The organism is Halomonas faecis (assembly GCF_010993975.1).
GTDB classification, from domain to species: domain Bacteria; phylum Pseudomonadota; class Gammaproteobacteria; order Pseudomonadales; family Halomonadaceae; genus Halomonas; species Halomonas faecis.
The window spans coordinates 12699-38388 of sequence record NZ_JAACZO010000058.1 but is presented as its reverse complement, the minus strand read 5'-3'; the positions used below and the strand labels follow the sequence as shown (position 1 = coordinate 38388).

General features: G+C 63.7%; 26 protein-coding genes. 4 read left to right on the top strand and 22 right to left on the bottom strand.

The genetic code is table 11. The annotated features are described in order from the left end of the window. Positions 1–8: 8 nt before the first annotated feature. The 3 genes from glmU to GFD32_RS18170 form a co-directional block, all read right to left on the bottom strand. The gene (gene glmU, locus GFD32_RS18180; RefSeq protein WP_163577993.1) at positions 9–1376 is read right to left on the bottom strand and encodes a bifunctional UDP-N-acetylglucosamine diphosphorylase/glucosamine-1-phosphate N-acetyltransferase GlmU; all 1368 of its coding nucleotides are present in this window, start codon (positions 1374–1376) and stop codon (positions 9–11) included. Between the two features lie 63 nt (positions 1377–1439). Further along, the gene (locus tag GFD32_RS18175; protein ID WP_163577992.1) at positions 1440–2507 is read right to left on the bottom strand and encodes an FAD:protein FMN transferase; all 1068 of its coding nucleotides are present in this window, start codon (positions 2505–2507) and stop codon (positions 1440–1442) included. A gap of 33 nt (positions 2508–2540) precedes the next feature. Then, the gene (locus GFD32_RS18170; protein ID WP_163577991.1) at positions 2541–3341 is read right to left on the bottom strand and encodes an undecaprenyl-diphosphate phosphatase; all 801 of its coding nucleotides are present in this window, start codon (positions 3339–3341) and stop codon (positions 2541–2543) included. Between the two features lie 196 nt (positions 3342–3537). Here GFD32_RS18170 and GFD32_RS18165 point away from each other — a divergent pair, with 196 nt between their 5' ends. Continuing rightward, positions 3538–4746 carry a cation diffusion facilitator family transporter gene (locus GFD32_RS18165; RefSeq protein ID WP_163577990.1) on the top strand — a complete coding sequence of 403 codons (1209 nt, stop codon included), beginning with the start codon at positions 3538–3540 and terminating at the stop codon, positions 4744–4746. Here the strand turns inward: GFD32_RS18165 and mgtE are convergent. The 19 genes from mgtE to argC form a co-directional block, all read right to left on the bottom strand. Then, entirely contained in the window at positions 4739–6106 is a 1368-nt protein-coding gene (gene mgtE / locus GFD32_RS18160; RefSeq protein WP_163577989.1) for a magnesium transporter, read from the bottom strand. The two genes, GFD32_RS18165 and mgtE, sit on opposite strands and share 8 nt — an antisense overlap. 168 nt (positions 6107–6274) lie before the next feature. Beyond that, positions 6275–6703 carry a F0F1 ATP synthase subunit epsilon gene (locus tag GFD32_RS18155; RefSeq protein ID WP_163577988.1) on the bottom strand — a complete coding sequence of 143 codons (429 nt, stop codon included), beginning with the start codon at positions 6701–6703 and terminating at the stop codon, positions 6275–6277. A gap of 25 nt (positions 6704–6728) precedes the next feature. After that, entirely contained in the window at positions 6729–8105 is a 1377-nt protein-coding gene (gene atpD / locus GFD32_RS18150) for a F0F1 ATP synthase subunit beta (protein ID WP_163577987.1), read from the bottom strand. A gap of 67 nt (positions 8106–8172) precedes the next feature. After that, entirely contained in the window at positions 8173–9054 is an 882-nt protein-coding gene (gene atpG / locus GFD32_RS18145; RefSeq protein ID WP_163577986.1) for a F0F1 ATP synthase subunit gamma, read from the bottom strand. A gap of 68 nt (positions 9055–9122) precedes the next feature. Further along, complete coding sequence (gene atpA / locus GFD32_RS18140) at positions 9123–10667, bottom strand: F0F1 ATP synthase subunit alpha (RefSeq protein ID WP_163577985.1); 1545 nt, start codon at positions 10665–10667, stop codon at positions 9123–9125. A 16-nt stretch (positions 10668–10683) separates the two neighbouring features. Beyond that, positions 10684–11220, bottom strand: coding sequence for a F0F1 ATP synthase subunit delta (locus tag GFD32_RS18135; RefSeq protein WP_163577984.1), 537 nt, complete (start codon positions 11218–11220; stop codon positions 10684–10686). A gap of 11 nt (positions 11221–11231) precedes the next feature. Then, positions 11232–11702, bottom strand: coding sequence for a F0F1 ATP synthase subunit B (locus tag GFD32_RS18130; RefSeq protein ID WP_163577983.1), 471 nt, complete (start codon positions 11700–11702; stop codon positions 11232–11234). Between the two features lie 73 nt (positions 11703–11775). Further along, positions 11776–12003, bottom strand: coding sequence for a F0F1 ATP synthase subunit C (gene atpE / locus GFD32_RS18125; RefSeq protein ID WP_089682691.1), 228 nt, complete (start codon positions 12001–12003; stop codon positions 11776–11778). A 69-nt stretch (positions 12004–12072) separates the two neighbouring features. Beyond that, a complete protein-coding gene (atpB, locus tag GFD32_RS18120) occupies positions 12073–12900 on the bottom strand; it encodes a F0F1 ATP synthase subunit A (RefSeq protein WP_163577982.1) in 828 nt (275 codons plus the stop codon). Between the two features lie 17 nt (positions 12901–12917). After that, positions 12918–13268 carry an ATP synthase subunit I gene (locus GFD32_RS18115; RefSeq protein ID WP_240455702.1) on the bottom strand — a complete coding sequence of 117 codons (351 nt, stop codon included), beginning with the start codon at positions 13266–13268 and terminating at the stop codon, positions 12918–12920. 332 nt (positions 13269–13600) lie between these two features. Continuing rightward, a complete protein-coding gene (locus GFD32_RS18110) occupies positions 13601–14524 on the bottom strand; it encodes a ParB/RepB/Spo0J family partition protein (protein ID WP_163577980.1) in 924 nt (307 codons plus the stop codon). Between the two features lie 22 nt (positions 14525–14546). After that, positions 14547–15317 carry a ParA family protein gene (locus GFD32_RS18105; protein ID WP_163577979.1) on the bottom strand — a complete coding sequence of 257 codons (771 nt, stop codon included), beginning with the start codon at positions 15315–15317 and terminating at the stop codon, positions 14547–14549. Between the two features lie 29 nt (positions 15318–15346). Continuing rightward, positions 15347–16009 (bottom strand): 16S rRNA (guanine(527)-N(7))-methyltransferase RsmG, encoded by a 663-nt coding sequence (gene rsmG / locus GFD32_RS18100; RefSeq protein WP_163577978.1) that lies wholly within the window; start codon positions 16007–16009, stop codon positions 15347–15349. Further along, positions 16006–17901, bottom strand: coding sequence for a tRNA uridine-5-carboxymethylaminomethyl(34) synthesis enzyme MnmG (mnmG, locus tag GFD32_RS18095; RefSeq protein ID WP_163577977.1), 1896 nt, complete (start codon positions 17899–17901; stop codon positions 16006–16008). Before mnmG ends, rsmG begins: the two co-directional genes overlap by 4 nt. Positions 17902–18424: 523 nt before the next feature. Then, the gene (locus GFD32_RS18090) at positions 18425–19198 is read right to left on the bottom strand and encodes an amino acid ABC transporter ATP-binding protein (RefSeq protein WP_276208820.1); all 774 of its coding nucleotides are present in this window, start codon (positions 19196–19198) and stop codon (positions 18425–18427) included. Between the two features lie 12 nt (positions 19199–19210). Continuing rightward, positions 19211–19882: an amino acid ABC transporter permease gene (locus tag GFD32_RS18085; protein ID WP_163577976.1), complete on the bottom strand. Its 672-nt coding sequence runs from the start codon at positions 19880–19882 to the stop codon at positions 19211–19213. A gap of 112 nt (positions 19883–19994) precedes the next feature. Continuing rightward, positions 19995–20759, bottom strand: coding sequence for a transporter substrate-binding domain-containing protein (locus tag GFD32_RS18080; protein WP_163577975.1), 765 nt, complete (start codon positions 20757–20759; stop codon positions 19995–19997). 114 nt (positions 20760–20873) lie between these two features. Next, the gene (erpA, locus tag GFD32_RS18075) at positions 20874–21227 is read right to left on the bottom strand and encodes an iron-sulfur cluster insertion protein ErpA (RefSeq protein ID WP_163577974.1); all 354 of its coding nucleotides are present in this window, start codon (positions 21225–21227) and stop codon (positions 20874–20876) included. Between the two features lie 80 nt (positions 21228–21307). Further along, positions 21308–22342, bottom strand: a complete 1035-nt coding sequence (gene argC, locus GFD32_RS18070; protein ID WP_163577973.1) for an N-acetyl-gamma-glutamyl-phosphate reductase — start codon at positions 22340–22342, stop codon at positions 21308–21310. 221 nt (positions 22343–22563) lie between these two features. Here argC and GFD32_RS18065 point away from each other — a divergent pair, with 221 nt between their 5' ends. The 3 genes from GFD32_RS18065 to thiD all read left to right on the top strand — a co-directional run bounded on the left by GFD32_RS18065 (position 22564) and on the right by thiD (position 25677). Beyond that, positions 22564–24348 carry a chloride channel protein gene (locus GFD32_RS18065; protein WP_163577972.1) on the top strand — a complete coding sequence of 595 codons (1785 nt, stop codon included), beginning with the start codon at positions 22564–22566 and terminating at the stop codon, positions 24346–24348. Positions 24349–24416: 68 nt separating this feature from the next. Then, positions 24417–24848, top strand: coding sequence for a protoporphyrinogen oxidase HemJ (gene hemJ, locus GFD32_RS18060; protein WP_163577971.1), 432 nt, complete (start codon positions 24417–24419; stop codon positions 24846–24848). Positions 24849–24858: 10 nt separating this feature from the next. Next, positions 24859–25677 (top strand): bifunctional hydroxymethylpyrimidine kinase/phosphomethylpyrimidine kinase, encoded by an 819-nt coding sequence (gene thiD / locus GFD32_RS18055; RefSeq protein ID WP_163577970.1) that lies wholly within the window; start codon positions 24859–24861, stop codon positions 25675–25677. Positions 25678–25690 lie beyond the last annotated feature (13 nt).

Sequence of the window (25690 nt, the reverse complement as noted above, 5' to 3'; positions counted from 1 at the left end):
TGCCTCTCCTATTGCTGTTTGGCGTTGCTGGGTCGCGGCCAGTCGGCCTTGCTCACCTGGCGGGCCCTAGAGACGGCCAGGGCATTGTCCGCGACGTCCTTGCTGATCGTCGACCCGGCGCCCACGGTGGCTCCCTGACCGACGCTGACCGGCGCCACCAAGGCGGTGTTGGAACCGATGAAGGCGTCGTCGCCGATCACGGTACGGTGCTTGTGGGCACCGTCGTAGTTGCAGGTGATGGTGCCGGCGCCCACGTTGACCCCGCGCCCCAGGCGGGCGTCGCCCACATAGCTCAGGTGATTGATCTTGCTGCCCTCGCCCACCTCAACGTTCTTGGTTTCGACGAAGTTGCCCACCTTGGCGCCCACCGCCAGGCGCGAGCCGGGCCGCAGCCGGGCGAAGGGGCCGATGCGCGCATGGCCGGCAATCACCGCTCCGTCGATGACGCTATGCGGCTCGATCTGCGTCTCGGCACCGATGTGGCTATCGCGGATCACGCAGTGGGCACCGATGCGCACCCCCTCGCCGAGCTCGACTTCGCCTTCGAAGATGCAGCCCACGTCGATCTCCACATCATGGCCGCAGCGCAGCTGCCCGCGCACATCGAGCCGTGCCGGATCGGCCAGGGCCACCCCGTCGCGCATCAGCCCCTCGGCGAGCCGCGCCTGGTGGGCACGCTCGAGACGCGCCATCTGCAGTCGGTCGTTGACGCCCTCCACCTCCAGCGCATCGCTGGGCCGAGCGGTGGCGATGCCCACCCCTTCGGCCGCCGCCATGGCGATGATGTCGGTGAGGTAGTACTCGCCCTGGGCGTTGTCGGCGGAGAGTCGCGGCAGCCAGCGACGCAGCTGGGCAGCGGTCATGGCCATGATGCCAGTATTGCACTCGCGCACGGCACGTTCGCGTTCGCTGGCGTCCTTGTGCTCGACGATAGCCACCGCCTCACCGTCCGCATTGCGCAGCACGCGTCCATACCCCGTCGGATCGTCCAGCGTCACGGTCAACAGCGCCAGGCGCGAGTCGCTGACCTCGGCGAGCAACGCGGCCAGGGTGTCACGGCGAATCAACGGTACATCGCCATACAGCACCAGCACCTTGCCCTGCCCCAGCGCCTCCAGCGTCTGGGCCACGGCATGCCCGGTGCCCTTCTGTTCGGCCTGCAGCGCGAAGTGCACGGGCGTGTCGGCCAGCGCCTCGCGCACGGCCTCGGCGCCATGCCCCACCACCACGTGCAGTCGGTCGGCAGCCAGCTGGCCTGCGGTATCGAGCACATGGCGCACCATCGGCTTGCCGGCCAGGCGGTGCAGCACCTTGGGCCGGCTGGAGCGCATGCGTGTGCCCTGTCCGGCCGCCAGAATCACCACGTCAAGGCTCATCGGGACTCCTCGTCGGTTCATTGATCGGATCGCGTTCATCGGCTGTCAGTTTACACCCGCCCATCAGCGCCGCACCTCCACACCCAGTTCATCGACCCGTTCCTCGCCGAACGTCTCGACGAAGGCCGGGCTCACCCAGCTCTCCCAGGCGTCGCTACGGCGCACCAGCATCAGTACCGCCAGCCCTTCCCGGCGGGCCAGCGCCATGCCTTCCTCTTCGCCGAGCACGCTCAATGCCGTGGCCCAGGCATCCGCCCAGGCATTGGAGGGATGCGCCACGGTGACGGAAGCCAGACCATGGGCGATGGGACGGCCGTTGCGAGGATCGAGGGTATGCGAGTAGCGCTGCCCCTCTTCTTCGAAGAAGTTGCGATAGTCGCCCGAGGTCGCCACCGAGATATCGTGCAGCGGAACGACATGGGTCGCCTCCTGGCGGTCGTCGAGGGGCGCCTCGATGCCGATGCGCCAGGGTTCGGCCTCGCCGTCGCGCCATCCGGCCACCCTAAGATCGCCGCCCAGATTGACCAGGTAGTGCTCGATGCCCTCGCTGGCCAGATACTCCGCCACCCGGTCGGTGGCATGCCCCTTGGCGACCGCGGAGAGATCGACGAAGACGTCGCGCACTCGCCTGGCACGCTGCCGTTCGGGCTCGACTTCCAGGCTGTCGGGCCCGATCTCGGCCAAGCGTTCGCGCAATGTCGTCTCGTCCGGCACTTCGCGGGGACGCGCCTCGGGCCCGAAGCTCCACAGGTTGACCAGTCCGCCGATGGTGACGTCGAAAGCGCCGCCGCTGGCCTCGGCCACCGACTCACTGATGGCGAGCACCTCAATCAATTCGCTGGACAGCGGTTGCCACTCGCCGACCGGAGCCGAGTTGAAGTCAGAAAGCTCGGAATCGTCACGATAAGTGGACATGCTGGCATCGACGTCTTTCAACACCGCTTCGATGCCCTCTTCCAGGTCCCGTACCTCACCCACCGTCAGCGAATCGGCCATGGTTACCTGGTAGAACGTCCCGAAGATGGCACCCTCCAGGCGCACCGGCGACTCCAATGGCCGGTCGCTTTCCGAACAGCCGGCCAGCAATGCCAGCATTCCCACCATCAGAGCGAAACGATTGAACGCAAGCATGACGATTCCTCACGAATGGACAGGAGACGAGTATCAGACCCAATAGAGCCACAGTAGCCAACCACCAAGCGCCAGGCGATAGACCACGAAGGGCTGCATGCCGATACGCCGAATGAAAGCCAGAAAATAGTGAATGCACAGGTAAGCGCTGATGCCGGAGAGCAGCGTGCCAAGCGTCAACGACAGCCAGTCGATGTACTGGGGTTGCTGGATCAGGCCCACGGTTTCCAAGCCGCCGGCCAGCAGGATCACCGGAATCGACAGCAGAAAGGAGAAGCGCGCCGACGCTTCGCGGCTCAGCCCGAGCAGCAGCGCTGCAGTGATAGTGATGCCCGAGCGAGAGGTCCCGGGAATCAACGCCAGCGCCTGGGCAAAACCGATGAACAGAGCATCCCTCAGGGAAAGCTGGTATTCGCTGCGCTCGCCGCGATGCCCCCAGTCCGCATAGGCCAGCAATAGACCGAAACCGATCAGCGTGGCAGCGATCAGCAGCGGAGAGCGCATGCCTAGAGCGATGTCATCGCGAAACAGCAGGCCAACGATGCATACCGGCACGGTGGCCAGCACCACCCACCAGGCCAGCCGGGCATCCCGATCGACGTCGGCAGCGGAAAACGAAGCCCACCAGGCGCGGGCCATGCGCATGAGCTCCTCGCGAAAGTAAGCCACCACCGCAGCCAGGCTGCCCAGGTGCAGAGCCACGTCGAAGGCCAGTCCCTGATCTTCCCAGCCGGTCAGCCTGGGCACCAGAATCAGATGGGCGGAACTGGAGATCGGGAGGAACTCGGTCAGCCCTTGAAAGACAGCGAGAATGACGACCTGTAGCCAATCCATGTGGCACTTCCCTACCCGTGTGAGCGCAGACCCATGTGACGCGCAAGAGGATACACGTCCGGCGCCACGCTGTCCGCCATGCAGCGTGGCGGAGCCCTTTCCCCTTCAATTCAGCTTGCGGTAATGCGAAAATTCCGACCAAATGAGTCCACATTGTCCGCCCTATCGACCAGGACGCGACCCACCGGTAGCCACCATGAGTGCGAGCGATCACTCCTTGACCGACCGAAACGAGCAGATTCGCGATGCCAAGCGTGTCACCCTAATCGGCGCCTGGATCGATGGCACCCTGGGGCTGGCCAAGGTCATCGTCGGCTTGCTGGTCGGGTCGGCGGCTCTGATCGCCGACGGCATTCACTCCTTCTCCGACCTGGTCACCGACGGTTTCGTCCTGGCGGCCACCCACTACGGTCGCCAGGATCCCGACCAGGACCATCACTACGGCCATGGGCGCATCGAGACGCTGGCCACGCTGCTGCTGGGCAGCGTGCTGATCTTCGTGGCCGGGGCCATCGCCTGGTCCAGCCTGCAGCGCCTTCTCGTCGGCACCAGCATTCCCGCACCGGGCATTTGGGCAATGCTGCTGGCCGTCGCGGCACTGCTCGCCAAGGAGTGGATTTTCCAATATACCCTGCGGGTGGCCAAGCGTGTCAGCTCGCGACTGCTCGAGGCCAATGCTTGGCACTCGCGTTCCGATGCGCTTTCCACCGCCGTGGTGTTAGTCGCCTTGATCGGCGCCCAGCTTGGCGCCGGCTGGCTCGACGCCATCGCCGCGGTGGTGGTGGGCCTGCTGGTGGGCAAGGTGGGTTGGGATCTGCTCTGGGAATCGGCCCGCGAGCTGGTCGACACCGCTCTGCCGGAGGACGCCCAGCAGCGCATGCACGAGGTAGCCTGCAGCGTACCGGGCGTCGACAGCGTCCACGATCTGCGTACCCGCCAGTCCGCGGGCTGGGTGATGGTCGATCTGCATATCGTCGTCGGCCCCAAGGTGAGCGTCTCCGAAGCCCACGAGATCGGCAACGAGGTGAGCCGGCGGCTTCGCCGCGCCTTTCCCGCTCTGACCGACGTGATCTTCCACATCGACCCTGAGGACGACGCTGGCGAAGGCGATCCCAGCCGCTTCCCCGGCCTACCGCTGCGTCCGGAGGTCGAGGCCGCCCTGGACGAACGCTGGTACAAACATCCGGTCTGGCGCACCCTGACCGATCTGCAGCTGCACTACCTGAACGGCAAGGTCTCCGTCTCGCTGGTGGTCGGCGATGATATCCATCAGCCGCCGCAATGCCTGGCCAGTCAACTCAAGGCGCTAGCCAGCGACATCGAGTGGCTGGGCAACGTCGAGGTGCTGTTCGTCACCCGCGCCGCCAGTGACCCGACGACGCCTCACTCATGGCGTGCTAGGTGAGCAAAGCGGTCGCGATGGTGAAATAGATCAGCACGCCAGTAGCATCAATCAGCGTCGTCACCAGCGGCGCCGAGGCGGTAGCCGGATCCCAGCCCAAGCGATCGAGCACGAAGGGTAGACACATGCCGATCAGGCTGCCGAACAGCACGATGACCACCATGCTCAAGGCCACGATCATCGCCACGGCCTCACCGCCCCGCATGACACCGATGGGAGCTACCGCCAACGCCATGGTCAGCCCCAGCGACCCCGCCACCAGCAGCTCGCGCCCGAGCAGCTTGCCCCAATCCTTAACACCCACGTCGCCGGTGGCCATGCCGCGCACCATCAGGGTGGCCGCCTGGGCGCCAGCGTTGCCGCCGCTACCGATCAACAGCGGCAGGAAGAACACCAGTGCGACCTGGGCAGCGATGGTCTCTTCGAAATAGGCAATCCCGGCCCCGGAAAAGAGGTTGGCGAACACCAGCAGAACCAGCCAGGTCACCCGCTTACGATAGAGGCTCCATAACGGGACCCGGCTCACGCCATCCTCGAGCTGGCCGATCGACATCCCCTTGTGGATGTCTTCGGTGGCCTCCGACTCGGCCACGTCCATGGCATCGTCATGGGTGACGATGCCGATTAGCCGCTCGTCGGCATCGACCACCGGTACCGCCAGCAGATCGTAGCGGGCGACCAGACGCGCCACCTCTTCCTGGGCTTCATCCACCGGCACGCTGATCACGTCCTTGATCATCAGATCGTCGACCTGGGCTCCGGGGCGTGCCACCATCAACTGACGCAACGACAGCGTGCCGGCCAGTCGCCCATCCGCATCGACGATGTAAAGCTGATAGACCGTTTCCGCATCCGGTGCGGTCTGGCGTACCCGCATCATCGCCTGGGAAACCGTCATGCCGCAGGGAATCGCCACGTAATCCGAGGTCATGATGGCCCCGGCAGTGCCTTCCTCGTAGCTGGCCAGACGCTTGAGATCCTCGCGCTCCTGACGCGCCATGCGTCGCAACAATCCCTCGCGTCGATCCTCGTCGAGCAGATTGAAAAGGTCGGCTCGCTCGTCCGAGCCCATCTCTTCGAGTACCTTGAGCAGCGTTTCGTCGGACATCGCCTCGGCAATGACCAACTGCTCGTCCCCCGGCAGATAGCCGAGCACGTTGGCTCGCCGCTCGATAGGCAGGCAATCGAACAGCGCGAGCACCCTCCCCAGGCCCTCATCCTCTTCGAGCAGTTCCTCGAGGATTTCGGCCAGGTCCGCGGCGCGCAGCTCCGGCAGCTGCTCGTCGAGAGACTCATGACGCCCTTCTTCCAGGGCGGAAAGCAGAGCCTCCCGGTGTTCCTGAAGCGTTTCGCTCAACGACATGGGCTTCCTCCTGCCACCGCGGGGTGCACCGCATCCAGGCGGTAAGACGGCTGGGAGCCGGGAACGTCCGGTCCAGTTCCGCCATCATAGCAGACGAGAAAACGCCCCCCGAACAGTGTTCGGAGGGCGCCATCACGGACCGGCCGCGCGCTCGCGACGATCTGGCGTCTAGCCTTTGCCAGCCTTCTTGCGCAGCTGCTGAATGGTGCGCAGTTGAGCCACCGCCTCGGCGAGTTCGGCTGCGGCACGGCTGTAGTCCAGCTCGGCCGACTTGTCGTTGAATGCCTTCAGCGCATGCTGACGCGCTTCTTCGGCCGACGCCTCGTCGAGATCATTGGCACGCGCCGCCGAATCGGCGAGCACGGTCACCACGTCGGGCTGGACTTCCAGAAAGCCTCCCGAAACGTAGTAGTTCTCTTCTTTGCCGTCATCGTGGATCACTCGGATCGGTCCCGGCTGCAGCTGGGTCAACAGCGGGGCGTGACCGGGCAGGATGCCGAGATCGCCCATGACCCCGGAAGCGATGAGCTGCTCGATTTCTCCCGAGTAGATCGACGCTTCGGCGCTGACGATTTCGCACTTGAAGCTGTTCGCCATGGCGAAGTCCCCCTGATGGACGGGATTACTTCATCTGGTTGGCTTTCTCGACGGCCTCGTCGATGGTGCCGACCATGTAGAAGGCCTGCTCGGGCAGCTCGTCGTACTCGCCGTCGAGAATACCCTGGAAACCGCGGATAGTGTCCTTCAGCGACACGTACTTGCCGGGTGCGCCGGTGAAGACTTCCGCCACGAAGAACGGCTGCGACAGGAAGCGCTGGATCTTGCGCGCCCGAGCCACGGCCTGCTTGTCCTCGTCGGACAGCTCGTCCATGCCCAGGATGGCGATGATGTCCTTGAGCTCCTTGTAACGCTGCAGCACGTTCTGCACACCGCGTGCGGTGTTGTAGTGCTCTTCGCCGACCACCAGCGGATCGAGCTGGCGCGACGTGGAATCCAGCGGGTCGATGGCCGGGTAGATACCCAGCTCCGCAATGGAGCGCGCCAGTACCACGGTGGCATCCAGGTGCGAGAACGTCGTGGCCGGCGAGGGGTCGGTCAGGTCGTCCGCGGGCACGTAGACGGCCTGCACGGAGGTGATCGAGCCGGTCTTGGTCGAGGTGATACGCTCCTGAAGCACGCCCATCTCTTCCGCCAGCGTCGGCTGATAACCCACCGCCGAGGGCATCCGGCCCAGCAGTGCCGATACCTCGGTCCCGGCCAGTGTGTAGCGGTAGATGTTGTCGACGAACAGCAGCACGTCACGGCCTTCATCGCGGAACTTCTCGGCGATGGTCAGGCCCGTCAGCGCCACGCGCAGGCGGTTGCCAGGCGGCTCGTTCATCTGACCGTAGACCAGCGACACTTTGTCGATGACGTTGGACTCGGTCATCTCATGATAGAAGTCGTTACCTTCACGGGTCCGCTCGCCGACCCCGGCGAACACGGAATAACCGCTGTGCTCGGTGGCGATGTTGCGGATCAGTTCCATCATGTTGACGGTCTTGCCCACGCCGGCGCCGCCGAACAGGCCGACCTTGCCGCCCTTGGCGAATGGGCAGACCAGGTCGATGACCTTGATGCCGGTCTCGAGCAGTTCGTTGGATGCCGCCTGATCGGCATAGCTCGGCGCCTTGCGGTGGATCGGCATGCGCTCGGCTTCACCGATCTCGCCGGCCTCGTCGATGGGCTCGCCGAGCACGTTCATGATGCGGCCCAGGGTCTCCTTGCCCACCGGCACGGAGATGGCAGCGCCGGTGTTGGCGACCTCCATCCCCCGCTTGAGGCCCTCGGTGGAGCCCATGGCGATGGTACGCACCACGCCGTCACCCAGCTGCTGCTGAGTCTCGAGAATGGTCTCGACAGTCGAGACCTTCAACGCGTCGTAGACCTTGGGCACATTGTCCCGCGGAAACTCTACGTCAATCACCGCGCCGATGATTTGTACGATACGTCCGCTCATCTTGGTTCCTCTCAAAGTACCTGCAAATGAAACCTGCCTGCCGGGAGGACCGAGCCCTCCCCTGGCGCTATACGGCGGCGGCGCCCCCGACGATCTCGGAAATTTCCTGGGTGATGGCGGCCTGACGGGCCTTGTTGTACACCATCTCCAGATCGTCGATCAGACCGCCGGCGTTGTCGGTGGCACTCTTCATGGCGATCATGCGGGCAGCCTGTTCGCAGGCCCCGTTCTCGACCACCGCCTGATACACCTGCGATTCGATGAAACGAACCAGCAGACTATCCAGCAGCGCCTTGGCATCCGGCTCATACAGGTAGTCCCAGCTACCGGGACGCTGATTGTCCTGATCCTCCTCCACGCCCATGCCGGGCGTGAGCGGCAACAGCTGACGAACCACCGGCTTCTGCGTCATGGTGTTGATGAACTCGTTGTACACCACGTAAAGCCGATCGATACGACCTTCATCGTAGGCGTCGAGCATCACCTTGACGCTGCCGATCAGGTCCTCGACCTCGGGGGCTTCGCCCAGGCCGCTTTTCGCCGCGACAAGATTGCCGCCGTAGTTGCGGAAGAAGGCACCGGCCTTGGAGCCCAGGGCGCAGAAGTCGAGCTCCGCTCCCTTGTCGTGCCACGCCTTGGCATCCTTCACCACCGCCTTGAACAGGTTATGGTTCAGACCGCCACACAGGCCGCGGTCGGTGGACACCACGATGAAACCGACTCGCTTCACCTCGTCGCGCTCGATCATGTAGTCGTGACGATACTCGGGATTGGCGTCGGCGATGTGGGCTGCCACGTTGCGGATCTGCTTGGCGTAAGGCTGGCTGGCCTTCATCAGGTCTTGCACTTTACGCATCTTTGACGCAGCGACCATTTCCATGGCACTGGTGATCTTCTGCGTATTCTTGATGCTCCCAATCTGGGTGCGTATCTCTTTTGCAGCTGCCATAGCGATCTACTCCGTTCGTGACCCTCAGAAAATGTCCTGGGCCCGCCCGTATGGGCGGGCCGGCGGCATTACCAGCTCTGAGTGGCCTTGAACTTCTCGAGACCCTCTTTCAGTCCTTTCTGGATCTCGTCGTCGTAGTCGCCGGTCTGGTTGATCTTGTCCAACAGATCGCTGTGCTCGGCCTTCATGTAGTCGCGCAGGGCACGCTCGAAGTCCAGCACCTTGTTGACCTCGACGTCGTCCAGGAAGCCTTCGTTGGCGGCATACAGGGACAGCGCCATCTCGGCCACGGACATCGGCGAGTACTGGTTCTGCTTCATCAGCTCGGTGACGCGCTGACCGTGCTCCAGCTGCTTGCGCGTGGCTTCGTCCAGATCGGAAGCGAACTGGGAGAAAGCCGCCAGCTCACGATACTGGGCAAGGGCCAGACGCACGCCGCCGCCGAGCTTCTTGATGATCTTGGTCTGCGCCGACCCCCCCACGCGCGACACCGAAAGGCCGGCGTTGATGGCCGGACGGATGCCCGAGTTGAAGAGGTTGGTCTCGAGGAAGATCTGACCGTCGGTGATCGAGATCACGTTGGTCGGAACGAACGCCGAGACGTCGCCGCCCTGAGTCTCGATGATCGGCAGGGCCGTCAGCGAGCCGGTCTTGCCCTTGACCTTGCCGTCCGTGAACTTCTCGACGTATTCGGCATTGACCCGCGCGGCACGCTCGAGCAAACGCGAGTGGAGATAGAAGACGTCACCCGGGTAGGCTTCGCGGCCGGGCGGGCGACGCAACAGCAACGACACCTGACGATAGGCCACGGCCTGCTTGGACAGGTCATCGTAGACGATCAGCGCATCTTCGCCACGGTCACGGAAATACTCCCCCATGGTGCAGCCGGAGTAGGCCGCCAGGAACTGCATCGGGGCCGGGTCGGCGGCGCCGGCGGCCACCACGATGGTGTGCTCCATGGCACCGTGCTCTTCGAGCTTGCGCACCACCTGGGCAATGGTCGACTGCTTCTGGCCGATGGCCACGTAGACGCAGGTGACGTCCTTGCCCTTCTGGTTGATGATGGTGTCGACGGCGATGGCCGACTTGCCGATCTGGCGGTCGCCGATGATCAGCTCACGCTGGCCACGGCCGATCGGCACCATGGCATCGATGGACTTGAGGCCGGTCTGGATCGGCTGATCCACCGACTGGCGGGTGATGACGCCCGGGGCGACCTTCTCCACCGCGTCGGTGAGCTTGGCGTCGATCTCGCCCTTGCCGTCGATGGGCGTGCCCAGCGGATCGACCACGCGGCCGATCAGTTCGGGGCCCACCGGCACCTCGAGGATGCGACCGGTACACTGGGCGGTCATCCCCTCTTCGAGCTGCAGGTAGTCGCCCAGCACCACGGCACCCACGGAGTCGCGCTCGAGGTTGAGCACCATGCCGTAGATGCCGCCGGGGAATTCGATCATCTCACCGAACATCGCATCCTCGAGGCCGTGAATCTTCACGATGCCGTCGGAGACGCTGACGATGGTGCCCTGATTGCGGGCTTCGGAAGCGACATCCAGCTTTTCGATACGCTGTTTGATGATGTCGCTGATCTCTGATGGATTCAGTTGCTGCATGCCATGTCCCTCAGACTCAAGCGGTGAGAGCTTCGGAGAGGCGGTTCAGTCGACCGCGCACCGACCCGTCGATGACGGTGTCGCCGGCGCGCAGGATGACGCCCCCGATCAGCTTCGGTTCCACCTGAGTGGTAATGGAGATTTCGCGATTCAGGCGCTTCTTGAGCGCGCCGGCGAGCTTCTGCTGCTGCTTGTCGTCGAGGTCGTAGGCCGAAACGACGGTGACGTCGATGCGCTTATCGTGCTCGGCGCGCAGGCGTTCGAACTGCTCGGCGATCGACGTCAGCGTGGTCAGCCGACCCTTTTCACCCAAGGTGCCCAAAAAACGCTGGGCATTGTCGTCGACCTTGACTTCGGCCAGCTCGACGACCAGGGCCACCTTGCGTTCAGTGGTGAGGCTAGGACTCGACAGAAGCTTCTGAACGTCACGGACGGCGACCACCCGGCCCAGCTGATTCAGCCATTCGGACCAACGTTCCAGCGCCTTGTGATCGCGAGCATACTCGAACGCTGCCCTGGCGTAGGGCCGTGCGACGGTAGACAGTTCCGCCATGGGTCACCTCCTCACAGTTCGGCGGCAAGCTTGTCGAGCAGCTTGCGATGGGCCTTCTCGTCGACGGAGGCTTCCAGGACGCGTTCGGCACCGGTCACCGCGAGGTGCGACACCTGGGCGCGCAGCTCGTCCTTGGCACGTTGGATTTCCTGATCGATCTCGGCACGTGCACCAGCCACCAGGCGCTCGCCTTCGGCGCGAGCCTGCTCACGGGCCTCCTCGACGATCTGGGAAGAGCGCTTGTTGGCTTGTTCCAGAATCGCAGCCGCCTGCTCCTTGCTCTCGCGCAGCGTCTCGGCCGCCTGCTCCTGGGCGAGCTCGAGGTCACGTGACGCCCGGCTGGCCGCATCGAGACCATCAGCGATCTTCTTCTGGCGCTCATGGAGCGCCGTGCTGATCGGCGGCCACACGTACTTGATACAGAACCAGACAAAGATCGCGAACGCGAGCGTCTGTCCGATTAGCGTCATGTTGATATTCACGGGAATGTACCTCTGACAGGTTCGTGGCGACCGGAAACGAGCAAACCGAGCGCCTCAGCGCTCGGCAAGGACGTTAACCGGCGACAACGAAGATCAGGTACATCGCGATACCCACACCGATCATCGGCACGGCGTCGAGCAGGCCGGCCATGATGAAGGTCTTGGTCTGCAGCTGGTCGCCCAGCTCGGGTTGGCGAGCGGTGGACTCGAGCAGCTTGCCACCCAGCAGAGCGAAGCCAATACCGGTGGCCAGAGCGCCCAGACCGATGATGATGGCTGCAGCAATGTAGACCATTTCCATGATGTTACTCCTGACGTTGAGTTGAGGTTCAGCGGGTTAGGGTTGAGGGGATGGTAAGCGTTGCTCGATTCAGTGATGCTCGTGAGCGGCGCTCAGGTACACGATGGACAGCACCGTGAAGATGAAGGCCTGCAGCGTCACCACCAGAATGTGGAAGATCGCCCACGGTACGTCCAGCAGCCAGATGGCCCAGAACGGCAGCAGGGCGATCAGGATGAAGATCACCTCACCGGCGAACATGTTGCCGAAAAGACGCAGGCCGAGGCCCAGCGGCTTGACCAGCAGACCGATGATTTCCAGCACCAGGTTGAAGGGAATCAGCGCCCAGTGGTTGAACGGCGTCAGCGAGAGCTCCTTGGCGAAGCCACCGGCTCCCTTGACCTTGATGCTGTAGTAGATGATCAGACAGAAGACGCCCAGCGCCATGCCCAGCGTGGCATTGGGATCGGTGGTGGGCACGATCTTCATGTACTCGACGCCGAGGCGGGAAAACAGCTGCGGGAAGTAATCCACCGGGATGATCTTGAGCGTGTTCATGAACAGGATCCACACGAACAGCGTCAGCGCCAACGGCGCGATGATGGGGTTCTTGCCGTGGAAGGTGGAGCGCAGCAGGTTCTCGATGAACTCGACGACCATCTCGATGGCGTTCTGCAGGCCGCCGGGAACCCCGGTGGTGGCCAGCCGCCCGGCCTTGCGGAACAGCCAGATGAACAGCGCGCCCATGGCGACGGACCAGCCCATGGTGTCGAGGTGGAGCGCCCAGAACCCCATCTCGCGGGCCTCCACGGCGGAGTGGGCCAGCGACCAGCCATTCTCGGGATGGTAACCGAAGGTGAGATTCTGAAGGTGGTGCTGGATGTAATACGCTGCCGTGTTTTCGCTGCCTGCTGCCATACCGTGGTTACCTCGATTCAGGGAGCCGGTCCGCCGCGCACCAGCCAGGGAGCCAGCCAGTGCGTGAAGAGTACCGCCACATATGCGACAAAAAAGAAAATCGGGTTTGAGGGGGGCACGGCTACAAACACCACTGCGAACAGTGCCACCGTCAAACCGAACTTTCCCGCTTCGGCCCGATAGACATTCGCGACGAAGCGTCCTGCCTGCCTGCCACCGCCCACCGATCCGACACGCCACGCGAAATACAGTGAAGGGATCAGGCACGTGAGCCCGCCGAGCAATGCAGAAGCGGCACCCGACCGCGCGGCCAGCAAGCCACCCAGCCCCGTCACCAATAGCGTGCTGATGCACTGGGCCAGCAGCAAGCGAGTGGTATCCAGTCGCCGGCGCTTCATGACAGCTGTTCTAGGCATGCACATCCTGTCGACGATGTCGCGCGCCTGGGCGGAAGCGCAGGGCCGATACGCTACTCGTGCCCCTCAGGCAAACAACGGCGGATTATAGGGAAGCCCCTTGGCACCTTCAACCTGAGCGGCAGCGTTTTGCCACGATATCACGCAAGCTTACGACCAAATGGCGAGTTCATGACGGGAAAATCGATTAGCGTGCTAAAAACAACCCGCCCGTTTCAGCAAGGCCGATGGCAGTCGAACATGATGAGGACGCTGGCGACAAGCCGAAAGATAGCCCTTACCTCTCAGCGAATGTGCTCGAGAATGCCGTCCAACTCGTCGAGACTCGAATAGCGGATCGTCACGCGGCCCTTGCCACTGCGGCCGTGCTGGATCTTCACCGGGGCACCGAGCAGTTCGCCGAGGCGCGTCTCGAGACGCGCCACGTCAGGACTCGGTGCCGGGGATTCGGCCCGCTTGGGCTCGCCGTTGAGCAAACGCTTGACCAGCGCTTCGGTATCGCGAACGGTGAGATCCCGGTTGACCACTTCGTGGGCCGCCTGGCGCTGCTTGGCACCGGAAAGCGACAGCAGCGCACGGGCATGCCCCATGTCGAGATCGCCGCGCTCGAGTAGCGTGAGCACCTCCGGGTCGAGCGACAGCAGGCGCAGCAGATTGGCCACCTGGGCACGCGACTTGCCCACCGCATCGGCCACCTGCTGCTGGGTGAGCTCGAACTCATCCAGCAGCCGCTTCAGCGCCATGGATTCTTCGACGGGATTGAGGTTCTCGCGCTGGATGTTCTCGATCAGCGCCAGCGCCAGCGCGACTTCGTCGCTGACCTCACGAATCACCGCCGGGATGGTATCGAGTTCGGCGAGCTGGGCGGCACGCCAGCGGCGCTCGCCAGCGACGATCTCGTAGCGCGCCTCGCCGACCGGACGCACCACGATCGGCTGCATGACCCCCTGTGCGCGAATCGAGTCGGCCAGTTCCTCCAGCGCCTCGGGCTGGATGTCGCGGCGCGGCTGATAGCGACCGCGGGTCAGTTGACCCAGCGGCAAACGCTCCAAGCGCTCCTCGGCAGTCGGCTCGGCTACGGGTGCCGACGTGGCCATGTCGACGCTATCCGGATCGCCATCGGGCAGATCAAGACTCTCGCGGCGGCGAGCACCGGCGCCGATCAGGGCATCCAGGCCACGGCCCAGACCGCGTTGTTTGCGCGTCATCGACTTTCCCTCATCACAGCGGTTACAGCGACAGGCGACGGATCAGTTCTTTGGCCAGCACCCGATGGGCCTGGCTGCCGCGCGAAAAGCGCGCGTATCGGGTGACCGGCAGACCATGGCTGGGCGCTTCGGCGACCCGTACGTTGCGTGGAATGGTGGTCTTGAGCAACGCATCGCCGAAATAGTCACGAAGCTGTTTGCTCACGTCCCTCGTCAGGCTGTTACGCGAATCGAACATGGTACGCAGGATGCCGTCGATGGCCAGCGCCGGATTCACACTGTCCTTGATTTGCTCGACGGTATCCAGCAATGCCGAAAGCCCTTCCAGTGCGTAGAACTCGCACTGTAGCGGGATCAGCACGCCGTCGGCGGCAGTCAGGGCATTGACGGTGAGCATGTTGAGCGATGGCGGACAGTCGATCAGCACGACGTCATATTCGCTGGCCACCGGATTCAATGCCTCGCCCAGGCAGCGCTCGCGCCCCTCGGAGCGATCGAGCAGTTCGACCTCGGCCGCGGTGAGATCACCGTTTCCCGGCATCAGCGCATAGCCGGCAGCCGGACAGTCGAGAATCACCTCGGTGGCACGCGTCTCCGACAGCAGCAGATCGAGCACGCTGGCCTCGAGCGCATGCTTGTCGATCCCGCTGCCCATGGTGGCATGGCCCTGGGGGTCGAGGTCGACGAGCAGCACGCGGCGATCCAGGGCGGCAAGACTCGCGGCCAGGTTGACGGCCGTGGTGGTCTTGCCCACGCCCCCTTTCTGGTTGGTTAGCGCAATGATTCGAGTCACGGGCGACATCCTTGCGTCTGGCGGCGCGCTCACCGGCGGCCGGGGTTGTCGATTCGCTCGACGATCAACAGCTGGCGGCCTGCCTCGGTGAACGGTACCGACAGCGTTCGGCGATCTCGCAACGCCACCCCATCAGGCAGTTCGGCCAGTTCGTCATCGGCTGCCGGCCCCTTCATGGCGAGCCAGCGCCCCCCCGGAGCGACCAGCGGGGCCGTCAACCGGATGAAGTCGCTCAGGCTGGCAAAGGCCCGGGAGATCACCTGTGGATAACGTGCCTCGTCAGGCTCGAACGCTTCGACCCGCGTCTGCACCGGCGTTACGTTGTCGAGTCCCAGCTCCATCACGGCCTGCCGCTGAAAACGCACTTTCTTGCCATTGCTGTCGAGCAGGGTCACCGACCGCTGCGGGGCCAGAATGGCCAGAACCAAGCCCGGCAAGCCGGGACCGGCACCCACGTCGAGCAACGGTTCGTCTGTGACGTAGGTCGCGACGGCAGCGCTGTCGAGCAGATGCCTGGCCACCATCTCATCAGGTGAGCGTATCGCGGTGAGGTTATAGGCGCGATTCCACTTGTGCAACAAGCCGACCAGGGCAAGCAGCCGTTCGTGCTGTCGGCTATCGACGGCGATATCGAGCTGAGCAAGGCCTTCGTCGAGACGCCGGCGGCCGGTTGCGGAGAGAGGCCCGCTCATCCGTTGACCACTCGACTGTCGTCGAGAAGCCGCCGCTTCTTCAGATGAATCAGCAGGATGGAAACGGCGGCCGGCGTGACGCCGGCAATCCGCGCAGCCTGGGCCAACGTCTCGGGACGCGCTTCGCCGAGCTTCTGACGAATCTCGTGGGAGAGGCCGTCGACCTGCTCGTAATCGAGATCGCGGGGCAGCGCGGTGGCTTCGTGGCGCTTGAGCTTGTCGATCTCATCCTGCTGGCGATCGATGTAACCCTGATACTTGGTCTGGATCTGCACTTGTTCGGCGACGGCGGGATCGCTCACCGGCTCGCCGGCAAGCGTTGCCACGTCGGCGTAGCCGAGCTCGGGCCGCTTGAGCAGGTCGAGCAGGCTGTACTCACGGGCGAGCGGCTTACCGGTCTTGGCCGCCACGCTGTCGGCTGCGGGCGTGCCGGGCTGCACCCAGGTGGCCCCGAGCCGGGCATGCTCGCGCTCGATCGCTTCGCGCTTGTCATTGAACGTGGCCCAGCGGGAGTCGTCGATCAGGCCCAGCGCTCGGCCGGTCTCGGTGAGACGCAGGTCGGCGTTGTCCTCGCGCAGCAGCAGCCGATACTCGGCCCGCGAGGTGAACATGCGGTAGGGCTCACGGGTGCCCATGGTGATCAGGTCGTCGACCAGCACGCCCAGATAGGCCTCGTCGCGACGCGGCCACCAGGCCTCGAGTTCCCGGGCGCGCCGGGCGGCATTGAGGCCGGCCAGTAGCCCCTGGGCTGCGGCTTCTTCGTAGCCGGTGGTGCCGTTGATCTGCCCGGCGAAGAACAGGTTGTGGACGAATTTCGTCTCCAGCGAATGCTTCAGGTCGCGCGGATCGAAGAAATCGTATTCGATGGCATAGCCGGGCCGGGTGATATGGGCATTCTCCAGGCCCTGGATCGAGCGTACCACCTGGAGCTGCACGTCGAAGGGCAGTGAAGTGGAAATGCCGTTGGGGTAAAGCTCGTGGGTATCGAGACCTTCGGGCTCGATGAACACCTGATGGCTCGCCTTGTCGGCGAAACGGTGCACCTTGTCCTCGATGGAGGGGCAGTAACGCGGTCCCACGCCTTCGATCACTCCGGAGTACATCGGTGAGCGCTCGAGGTTGGCGAGGATGAGCTCATGGGTGCGCGCATTGGTGTGGGCGATGTGGCAGCTGACCTGGCGCGGATGCATGTCGCGATGGCCCAGATAAGACATCACCGGAGTGGGCGAGTCGCCGGGCTGCTCTTCGAGGGTCGAGAAATCCACGCTCTTGGCGTCGAGCCGCGGCGGTGTGCCGGTCTTGAGGCGATCCACGCGGAAGGGCAGGGCACGTAGCCGTTCGGCCAGCCGATTCGACGGTGGGTCACCGGCGCGACCGCCGCGGCTGTTGTCGAGACCGATGTGCATGACACCGCCGAGAAAGGTGCCGGTGCACAGCACTACCGTTTCGGCATGGAAGCGAATGCCGGTCTCGGTGACCACGCCGCGAACGGTGTCGTTCTCCACCACTAGATCTCCGGCAGCCTGCTGGAAGAGCGTCAGGTTGGGTTGGTTTTCCAGCAGGCCGCGAATGGCGGCCTTGTAGCGGATGCGATCGGCCTGGGCACGGGTGGCACGCACGGCTGGCCCCTTGCGGGCATTGAGCACGCGAAACTGGATTCCGCCCCGATCCGTGGCCAGGGCCATGGCCCCACCCAGCGCATCGATTTCCTTGACCAGATGACTCTTGCCAATACCGCCGATGGCGGGGTTACAGGACATCTGTCCCAGCGTCTCGATGTTGTGGGTCAGCAGCAGGGTCCGACAGCCCGTGCGGGCAGCGGCCAGGGCGGCTTCGGTTCCCGCATGGCCGCCGCCGATGACGATGACGTCGAAGCGGTCGGGATAATCCAAGGTGCACCTCGCTGGCGCCGTTGCGCCTGTCCTGGAATCAGGGAGAAATCAGCCCGCCAGTATAACTTGCCTGTGGGTAATCGTCAGGGGTTTTCCACACCACCTAGCCAGTCGTCGGCAAGGATCAGTCTCTATCAATAACAATATATAAGAAATAAAGAGAAGTTCTGTTATGGTTGTAATTATTGGTGTGGACATTTCCTGTGGATAACTATACATTTTCCTTTTTAAACAGACTACTACATTGTTGACAAAAGGGCGGAAAGACGGCTGACGCCCTGGGTGCGAACGGTGTGGACGCTGTGGATGAAACCGTCAGTCGTCCACAGCCTGACGCATCAAAGCGTTTTCCACCGATGGGTACCGCGGTTGTCACCGTGGCTGTGAACAATTCGATGGAAGCGGATCGGGTCCCGCCATGACGGGGTTGATGGCCATAGGGCGAAAAATCTTATCCACAGACAGGAAAAAGGCCCTGTCGATGCCGACAGGGCCTCTTGCGGTTCGCGGAAAGCGATGCCGATCAGTGCTTGAGTACGCGCGCGAGGAAGTTGCGGGTCGGTTCGTTCTCCGGTGAATCGAAGATCTGCTCCGGTGGACCTTCCTCGGCGATTGCCCCCTGATGGATATAGATGACGCGATCGGCGACCTCGCGGGCGAAGCCCATTTCGTGGGTGACGATCATCATGGTCATGCCTTCGCGGGCCAATTCGCGCATGGCATCCAGTACCTCGCCGATCATCTCGGGGTCGAGCGCCGAGGTGGGTTCGTCGAACAGCATCAAGCGGGGCTCCATGGCCAGCGCTCGCGCCAGAGCGACGCGCTGCTGTTGTCCGCCGGATAGCTGGTTGGGATACTTGCCTGACTGGTCGGCGATATCGACGCGTTCGAGGAGACGTTCGGCCGTTTCCGTCGCGTCCTTGCGGGTCCAGCCACGCACTTTCATGGGGGCCAGGGTAACGTTGTCCAGCACGCTGAGGTGGGGAAAGAGGTTGAACTGCTGGAAGACCATGCCCACCTCGGTGCGGATCTTCTGTAGCGCCTTGGAGGCCTTGCCGTGGGGAACCAGGTCGTTGCCGTCGACCTGAATGTGTCCCTGCTGGAACTCCTCGAGGCCGTTGATGCAGCGTATCAGGGTCGATTTTCCGGAGCCGCTGGCACCGATGACGACCACGACTTCCCCCGCAGTGACCTCGAGATCGATGTCCTTGAGCACGTGCAGGCTTCCGAAGTGCTTGTTCACCTTCTCCAGCTTCACCATGGGAGCGGCAGTGGACGGAGACTTGTCGTGATTCATGTCGCGCGTTCCTTATTGTCCGACCAGGCCCTTGCGCTCCAGCTGGCGCAGCGCAAACGATAGGCTCAGGGTGATCGCCAGGTAGAGTAGGGCGACCATCAGATAGACTTCCAGGGCAGTGAAGGTCGTGGCGATGTAGACCTGGCCCTGGCGAACCAGCTCACCCACCCCGATGACCGAGAACAGCGACGTGTCCTTGATGCTGATGATGCCCTGGTTGCCGAGCGGCGGAATCATGCGCCGGAAGGCCTGGGGCCAGATGATGTAGCGGAAGGTCTGGCGGCGCGACAGGCCCAGCGACAGCCCGGCCTCGCGCTGGCCGCGTTCGATGGACTGCACGCCACCGCGGACGATTTCCGAGATGTAGGCGCCGGAGTTCACCGCGATGGCGGCAATGCCGGCCACCAGGGCGTTGATGGGGCCGCCGAGCAGTTGCGGCAGGCCATAGAATATGAACAGGACCTGCACCAGCACCGGCGTGCCGCGGAAGACTTCGATGTAGGCAACGGCGGGTACGCGCAGCCAGACGATAGTGCTGATGCGCAGCAGCCCGAAAATGATGCCGATCAGAAAGCCGATGGCCAGGCCACCGAAGGAAATCAGCAGGGTGTAGGGAATGCCTGGCAGCAGGTGAGGGATTGAGGCGAAGGCGGCCTGCCAGTCGAATTGAAAGGTGACGTCCACAAGGGTTCTCCCGTCAAGAGGCGTCGTGGAATGGCGGGTATCGGTTGCGTGGGTTTTCAACGCAACGGGGTCGGGTCCTTGGACCCGACCCCGCGATCAGGCGGCAGAGGCGTTATTCGTCGCTGCTACCGAACCACTCGGCGTGGATCTCGTCGTAGGTGCCGTCTTCCTTCATTTCGGCCAGTGCCTCGTTGACGGGTTCGACCCACTCGCTGCCATCGGCGAGGGCAATGCCGTACTGCTGACCTTCATAGAGCGGGCCGACGACTTTCACGCGGCCTTCGCCGCGGGTCTGGGAAAAGTAGCCGACGTTGGGCGCATCGTAGAAGACGGCGTCGACGCTGCCGCCGAGCAGCGCCATGTACATGTCGCTGGACCCCGGATAGGGAGTGATGTCGGCGTCATCGCCGAGGTTCGCTTCGAGGAAGTCGTAGCTGGTGGAACCGACCTTGGTACCGATTTTCAGTCCCTTGAGATCCTCGAGCTCCTCGACATCGTCGTTGTTGGCACGGATCAGGATCTTGAGGCCGCTGTCGTAGTAGGGGTCGGAGAAGTCGACGATCTCCTCGCGCTCTTCGGTGATGGTGATGCCGGCGATGGCGATGTCGACGTTACCGGTCTGCACGGCGGGGATGATGCCGTTGAAGTCCATCGTCTGTAGGTTGTATTCGAAGCCGGCGCGTTCGGCGATTTCGGCCAGGATGTCCATGTCGAAACCGACCATCTCGCCGGTGTCCTGGTCCATCATCTCGAACGGTACGAAGCTAGGGTCGGTGACCACTTCGAGCACGTGATCGTCGGCGCTGGCTAGGCTAGACAGGCCCACGGCGATGGCGACGCTGGAGGCGAGGGCGGCTGATTTCAGGTGATGTTGCATGGTATTCCCCGTGGAAGACATTGTTGTGAATGACGCCATAAACCATGGCGAGTTCCCGGGGAAGCGTCAAGTCGGCGGGCTGCCGGCCTACCAGCGCGCGGCCAACGCAGGCCGTCATACCATGAAGGAGGCGCCGCAGCCGCAGGTGGTGGTGGCGTTGGGGTTCTGGACCAGAAAACGGGTTCCCGCCAGGCCCTCTTCGAAGTCCACGGTGGAGCCGACGAGATACTGGTAGGATAGGGCGTCGACGACCATGGCCACGTCACCGAATTCGATGACGGCGTCGTCCTCGCCGACCTCGTCAGCGAAGTCGAAGCCGTACTGGAAACCCGAGCAACCGCCGCCGGTTACGTAGACGCGCAGCTTCAGTGCGGGGTTGCCCTCTTCCTCGATCAGCGTCCGCAGTCGTGCACGGGCGGCATCGGAGAGCATCAAGGGCGTGGGCACGAATGATTCAGCGCCGCTCATGGGCGAACTCCTCTGCGCCGGAATGAATGGCTAACAGTGAATTATCCGCAATCCCGAGCGGCAGGGTCAACTATCAAGGGTCAGGGCATCAGTGCCGGCGCGGCGAGCCCGGCCGTCTCGTCGCAGCCGAACATCAGGTTGAGGTTGTGAATCGCCTGGCCCGAGGCACCCTTGACCAGGTTGTCGATCACCGCCAGTACCACCACGGTATCGCCATCGCCGGGGCGATGCACGGCGATTCGGCACAGGTTGGCCCCCTTGACGCTGCGCGTCTCGGGGTGGCTGCCCGACGGCATCACATCGACGAAGGGTTCGTCTGCGAAGCGTGACTCGAACAATGCTTGCAGATCGCCCGGTTCGGTGGTCAGCCGGCCGTAGAGGGTGGCATGGATGCCGCGGATCATCGGCGTGAGGTGGGGCACGAAGGTGAGTCCAACCTGGCCATCGGCAGCGTCACTCAACCCCTGGCGGATTTCCGGTAGATGGCGATGCCCCGAAGCGCCGTAGGCTTTCATCGATTCGCTCGCCTCGGCGAGCAGTGAGGGAACCTTGGCACCACGCCCAGCGCCGGTCACTCCGGACTTGCAGTCGGCGATGATGCGGTCGGCGTCGATGAGCCCGCTTTCCAGCAGTGGCATCAGGCCGAGCTGCACGGCCGTGGGGTAGCAGCCGGGCACGGCGATCAGCCTGGCCTGGCGGATGCGCTCGCGATTGACTTCGGGAAGGCCGTAAACCGCTTGCTCGAGCAGCGCGGGTGCGCCGTGTGGCTGGCCATACCAGTGTGCCCACTCGTCGGCGTCGCGCAGACGAAAATCCGCGGAAAGGTCGATCACCCGCGTGCCGCGTTCGAGCAACTCGCCGGCCAGGGCGTGGGCCACGCCGTGTGGGGTGGCGAAGAACACCGCGTCGCACTTGCCCAGTCGATCCGGGTCGGGTGCGCTGAACGCCAGGTCGTCGTAGTGGCCGCGCAGGTTGGGGTAGAGTTCGCTGACGCCAATGCCCGTTTCGGAGCGCGAGGTGATCGCCTCGATCTCGACTTCGGGATGTTGGGCCAGCAGCCTGAGCAGCTCGACGCCGGTGTAACCGGTGCCGCCGACGATTCCGACCTTGATCACGTTGCACTCCTCGTTGGTTGGCCTGGGAAGCGGGGCCCCATGCGTGGTAACCGGGGATTGCCGAGGGCCCGTAGCCATGCGCTGGGATCGTTGCGTAGGAATATGATACACAAGTGGCAGGGAGACTACCCAGCCGTCCCCTGCCATAGGGCAGTCGCCGTATTTAACTGGCTAACTGCGATAGCCCTGTCCCCTGCCACGGATCGTACGGGAAAACTGCCGTGTCGCGTTCACCGCGCTTCAGTGCCAGCCAGAGTCTGGAACGCTTTCGTCGCCAGCTCGCCAACGTCGATGCCTTGCCGCAGCTGTGCGTGCTCGGCGTGGTATCGGGCCTGGTCACCGGCGCCTTGATGGTGGTGTTCCGGAGCCTGCTGGCTCTGGGTGGCTGGCTGCTGTTTCCCGGCAACGATCCCGAGGCCTTCGAAGCGCTCTCGCCGCTGTTGCGTTCCATGCTGCCGTTGCTTGCCGTGCTGCTCATCGGCATATGGATGTGGCGAATACCGCCTGCCGGCCGCCAGATCGGTGTGCTGCACGTGATCGATCGACTGACCTATCAACAGGGACGCTTTCCCATCCGTAACTGGTTCACCCAGTGGTGGGTGGGGCTGGTGTCGGTGCTCGGCGGCCTATCGGCGGGGCGCGAAGGTCCGGCGATCCATCTCGGTGCTGCAGCGGCCAGCGGGCTTGGTCAGCGCCTGCGCCTGCCTCACAACAGCTTGCGCGTGCTGGTGGCCTGCGGCACGGCTGCCGGCATTTCGGCCTCGTTCAACACCCCCATCGCTGGGGTCATCTTCGCCATGGAAGTGGTGATGATGGAGTACACCATCGTGGGCTTCATGCCGGTGATCCTGGCCTCCAGTATGGGAGCGGTGGTGGCGCAGCTGGTCTATGGTCCGGATCCGGCGATCGGGGTTCCCGACCTGCACCTTCGCTCGTTGCTCGATTTGCCGTGGATTTTGGTGAGTGCGTTGGCGATCGGCCTGCTGGCCGGTTTGTTCGTGCGTGTCTCGCGGTTGGGCCGGCGCTTCGAGTCGGTGCCCATGGCGCTGCGTTTTGCCCTGGCCGGTGGTGTCGTGGCAGCCGTTGCCTGGTGGTATCCCCAGGTTCAAGGGATGGGCTACGACACCCTGCAGGCCACACTGAGCGGTTCGGTGACCGTCGACGTGCTGCTGGCCGTGGCCATCGGCAAGCTGCTGCTGACTGCCGGCACCGTGGCGTGCGGCATTCCGGTGAGCATCATCGGCCCGATCCTGGTGATCGGTGGGGCGGCCGGCGCCCTGTGCGGCCTGGCTGGCCAGGCGTTGCTGCCCATGGAGGCGTCCGATCCGGCGCTCTATGCCATGTTGGGAATGGCGGCGATGATGGGAGCGGTGCTGCAAGCACCGCTGGCCGCGCTGATGGCGCTGCTCGAACTCACGCACAACCCGTCCATCATCATGCCGGGCATGTTGGCCGTCGTGGTGGCCGGGCTGACGGCACGGCAGTTGTGTCGCTGCGATGGCTTTTTCATCAGCGTGACCCGGCATGGTCTGCATCCGTTGCAGCAGCCGCTGATGCAGGCCTTGTCGCGCGTCTCCGTGCCGGCGGTCATGGAGCGCAATTTCGTACGTACCCCGCGCATGGTGACCCGCGATCAAGCCCGGGCGCTGCTCGAGCGGGGGCCGGTGTGGATACTGATCATGCGCTCATCCGACGACAAGCCGACGCTGGCGCTCAAGGCGGCCGACCTGGCGCGAGCGATGATGGGGGAGGCAACGCACGAAGCCGCCGATGCCCAGAGCGAGTTGATCGATCTGCTGGAAATACCCGGGCAGCGCTTGGAAATGGCTCCCATCCATCTGCAGGCAACGCTCTCCGAGGCGTTCGAGCGTCTCAACGACCAGGCGGTGGATGCACTCTACGTCGAGCATGGGCATCGACCGAGGCAGAAGCGGATTTCGGGTATCATCACTCGCGGCGCCATCGAGCGTCATTACCGGTTGAATGATTTGCGAGCCAGTGAATAGGGAGCTTTTTTCTGGCCGAATAAAATATCGTGCACTAATTAATGGATCGTTTTCGACGAGGAGTCTCCATGTACTTGTGGATCAAGGCGTTGCACCTGGCTGCGGTGGTGACCTGGTTCGCCGCGCTGTTCTATCTGCCACGCCTCTACGTCTATCACGCCATGGCGCGTGACAAGGGAGAGACCCAGGCCATCGACTACTTCACGGTGATGGAGCGCAAACTCTATCGCGGGATCATGACGCCCTCGATGATCGCGGTGGTGGTTCTGGGCGTCGCGCTGCTGTTCCTGTCGCCGGCCTGGCTGAGCCAGGGTTGGCTGCACGTCAAGCTATTGCTGGTGGTGGTGCTGATCGGCTACCACCACCTGTGTCGGCGATTCCTTCGCCAGTTCGCCGAGTCGCGTTGTACCCGTTCACATGTCTTCTTCCGGGTGTTCAACGAGCTGCCGGTGCTCGTCTTGCTGGCTATCCTGTTCCTCGCCGTGCTCAAGCCGTTCTGAGGCGCATGACATGCCATGTTCCCAAACGCCGCCCGTGGTACTGGTATTGGCCGGGCACGATCCCACCGGCGGAGCGGGGTTGATTGCCGACCGCGAGGCGGTGGCTGCCTGCGGCGGCTGGGCCGTGACGGTGCCCACCGCGCTGACGGTGCAGAGCTGCCGCGATGTGCATCGCGTGGTGCCCGTCGAGGCCGCCTTGATCGGCGAGATGGTGGCGGATCTGGACGAATTTGCCATCGCAGCCATCAAGGTGGGTCTGCTGGCGAGCCGCGACACGCTCGAGGCGGTGGTCGATGTGATCCAGCGTTTTCCAGGCGTGCCCGTGGTGTTCGATCCAGTGCTGAAAGCCGGGGGGGGAACCACGTTATCCACAGACGGTTTGATCGCAGCGTGCCGCGATCACTTGCTGCCGCATGTGGATATCTTGACGCCCAACCGGCTCGAGCTGATGCACCTGGCTGGACAGGGGAAAGACGATAGCGAAAGAGCGGCGGCGCTGATGGACAAGGGCTGCCGGGGGGTGCTGGTAACCGGTACCGATACGCCTGCTGCCGAGACGGCCCCGGATATCGTCGAGCAGGTATTGTTCACGGGCGAAGGCGAGCGACGCTGGCGTTGGCTGCGCTTACCGCATCGCTACCATGGCTCGGGCTGCACCCTGGCAGCCGCTCTGGCAGCGCGTCTGGCAGCAGGGGATGCATTGACGGTGGCCTGCGAACGGGCTCAATCGCATGCCTGGCATGCCCTGTCGCGAGGTTGGCAGCCAGGAGCAGCACAGTGGCTGCCGCAGCGGATCGAGCCCGAAGACGTATTCCACCGGTTCCCTTGATCGGCGACAAGCG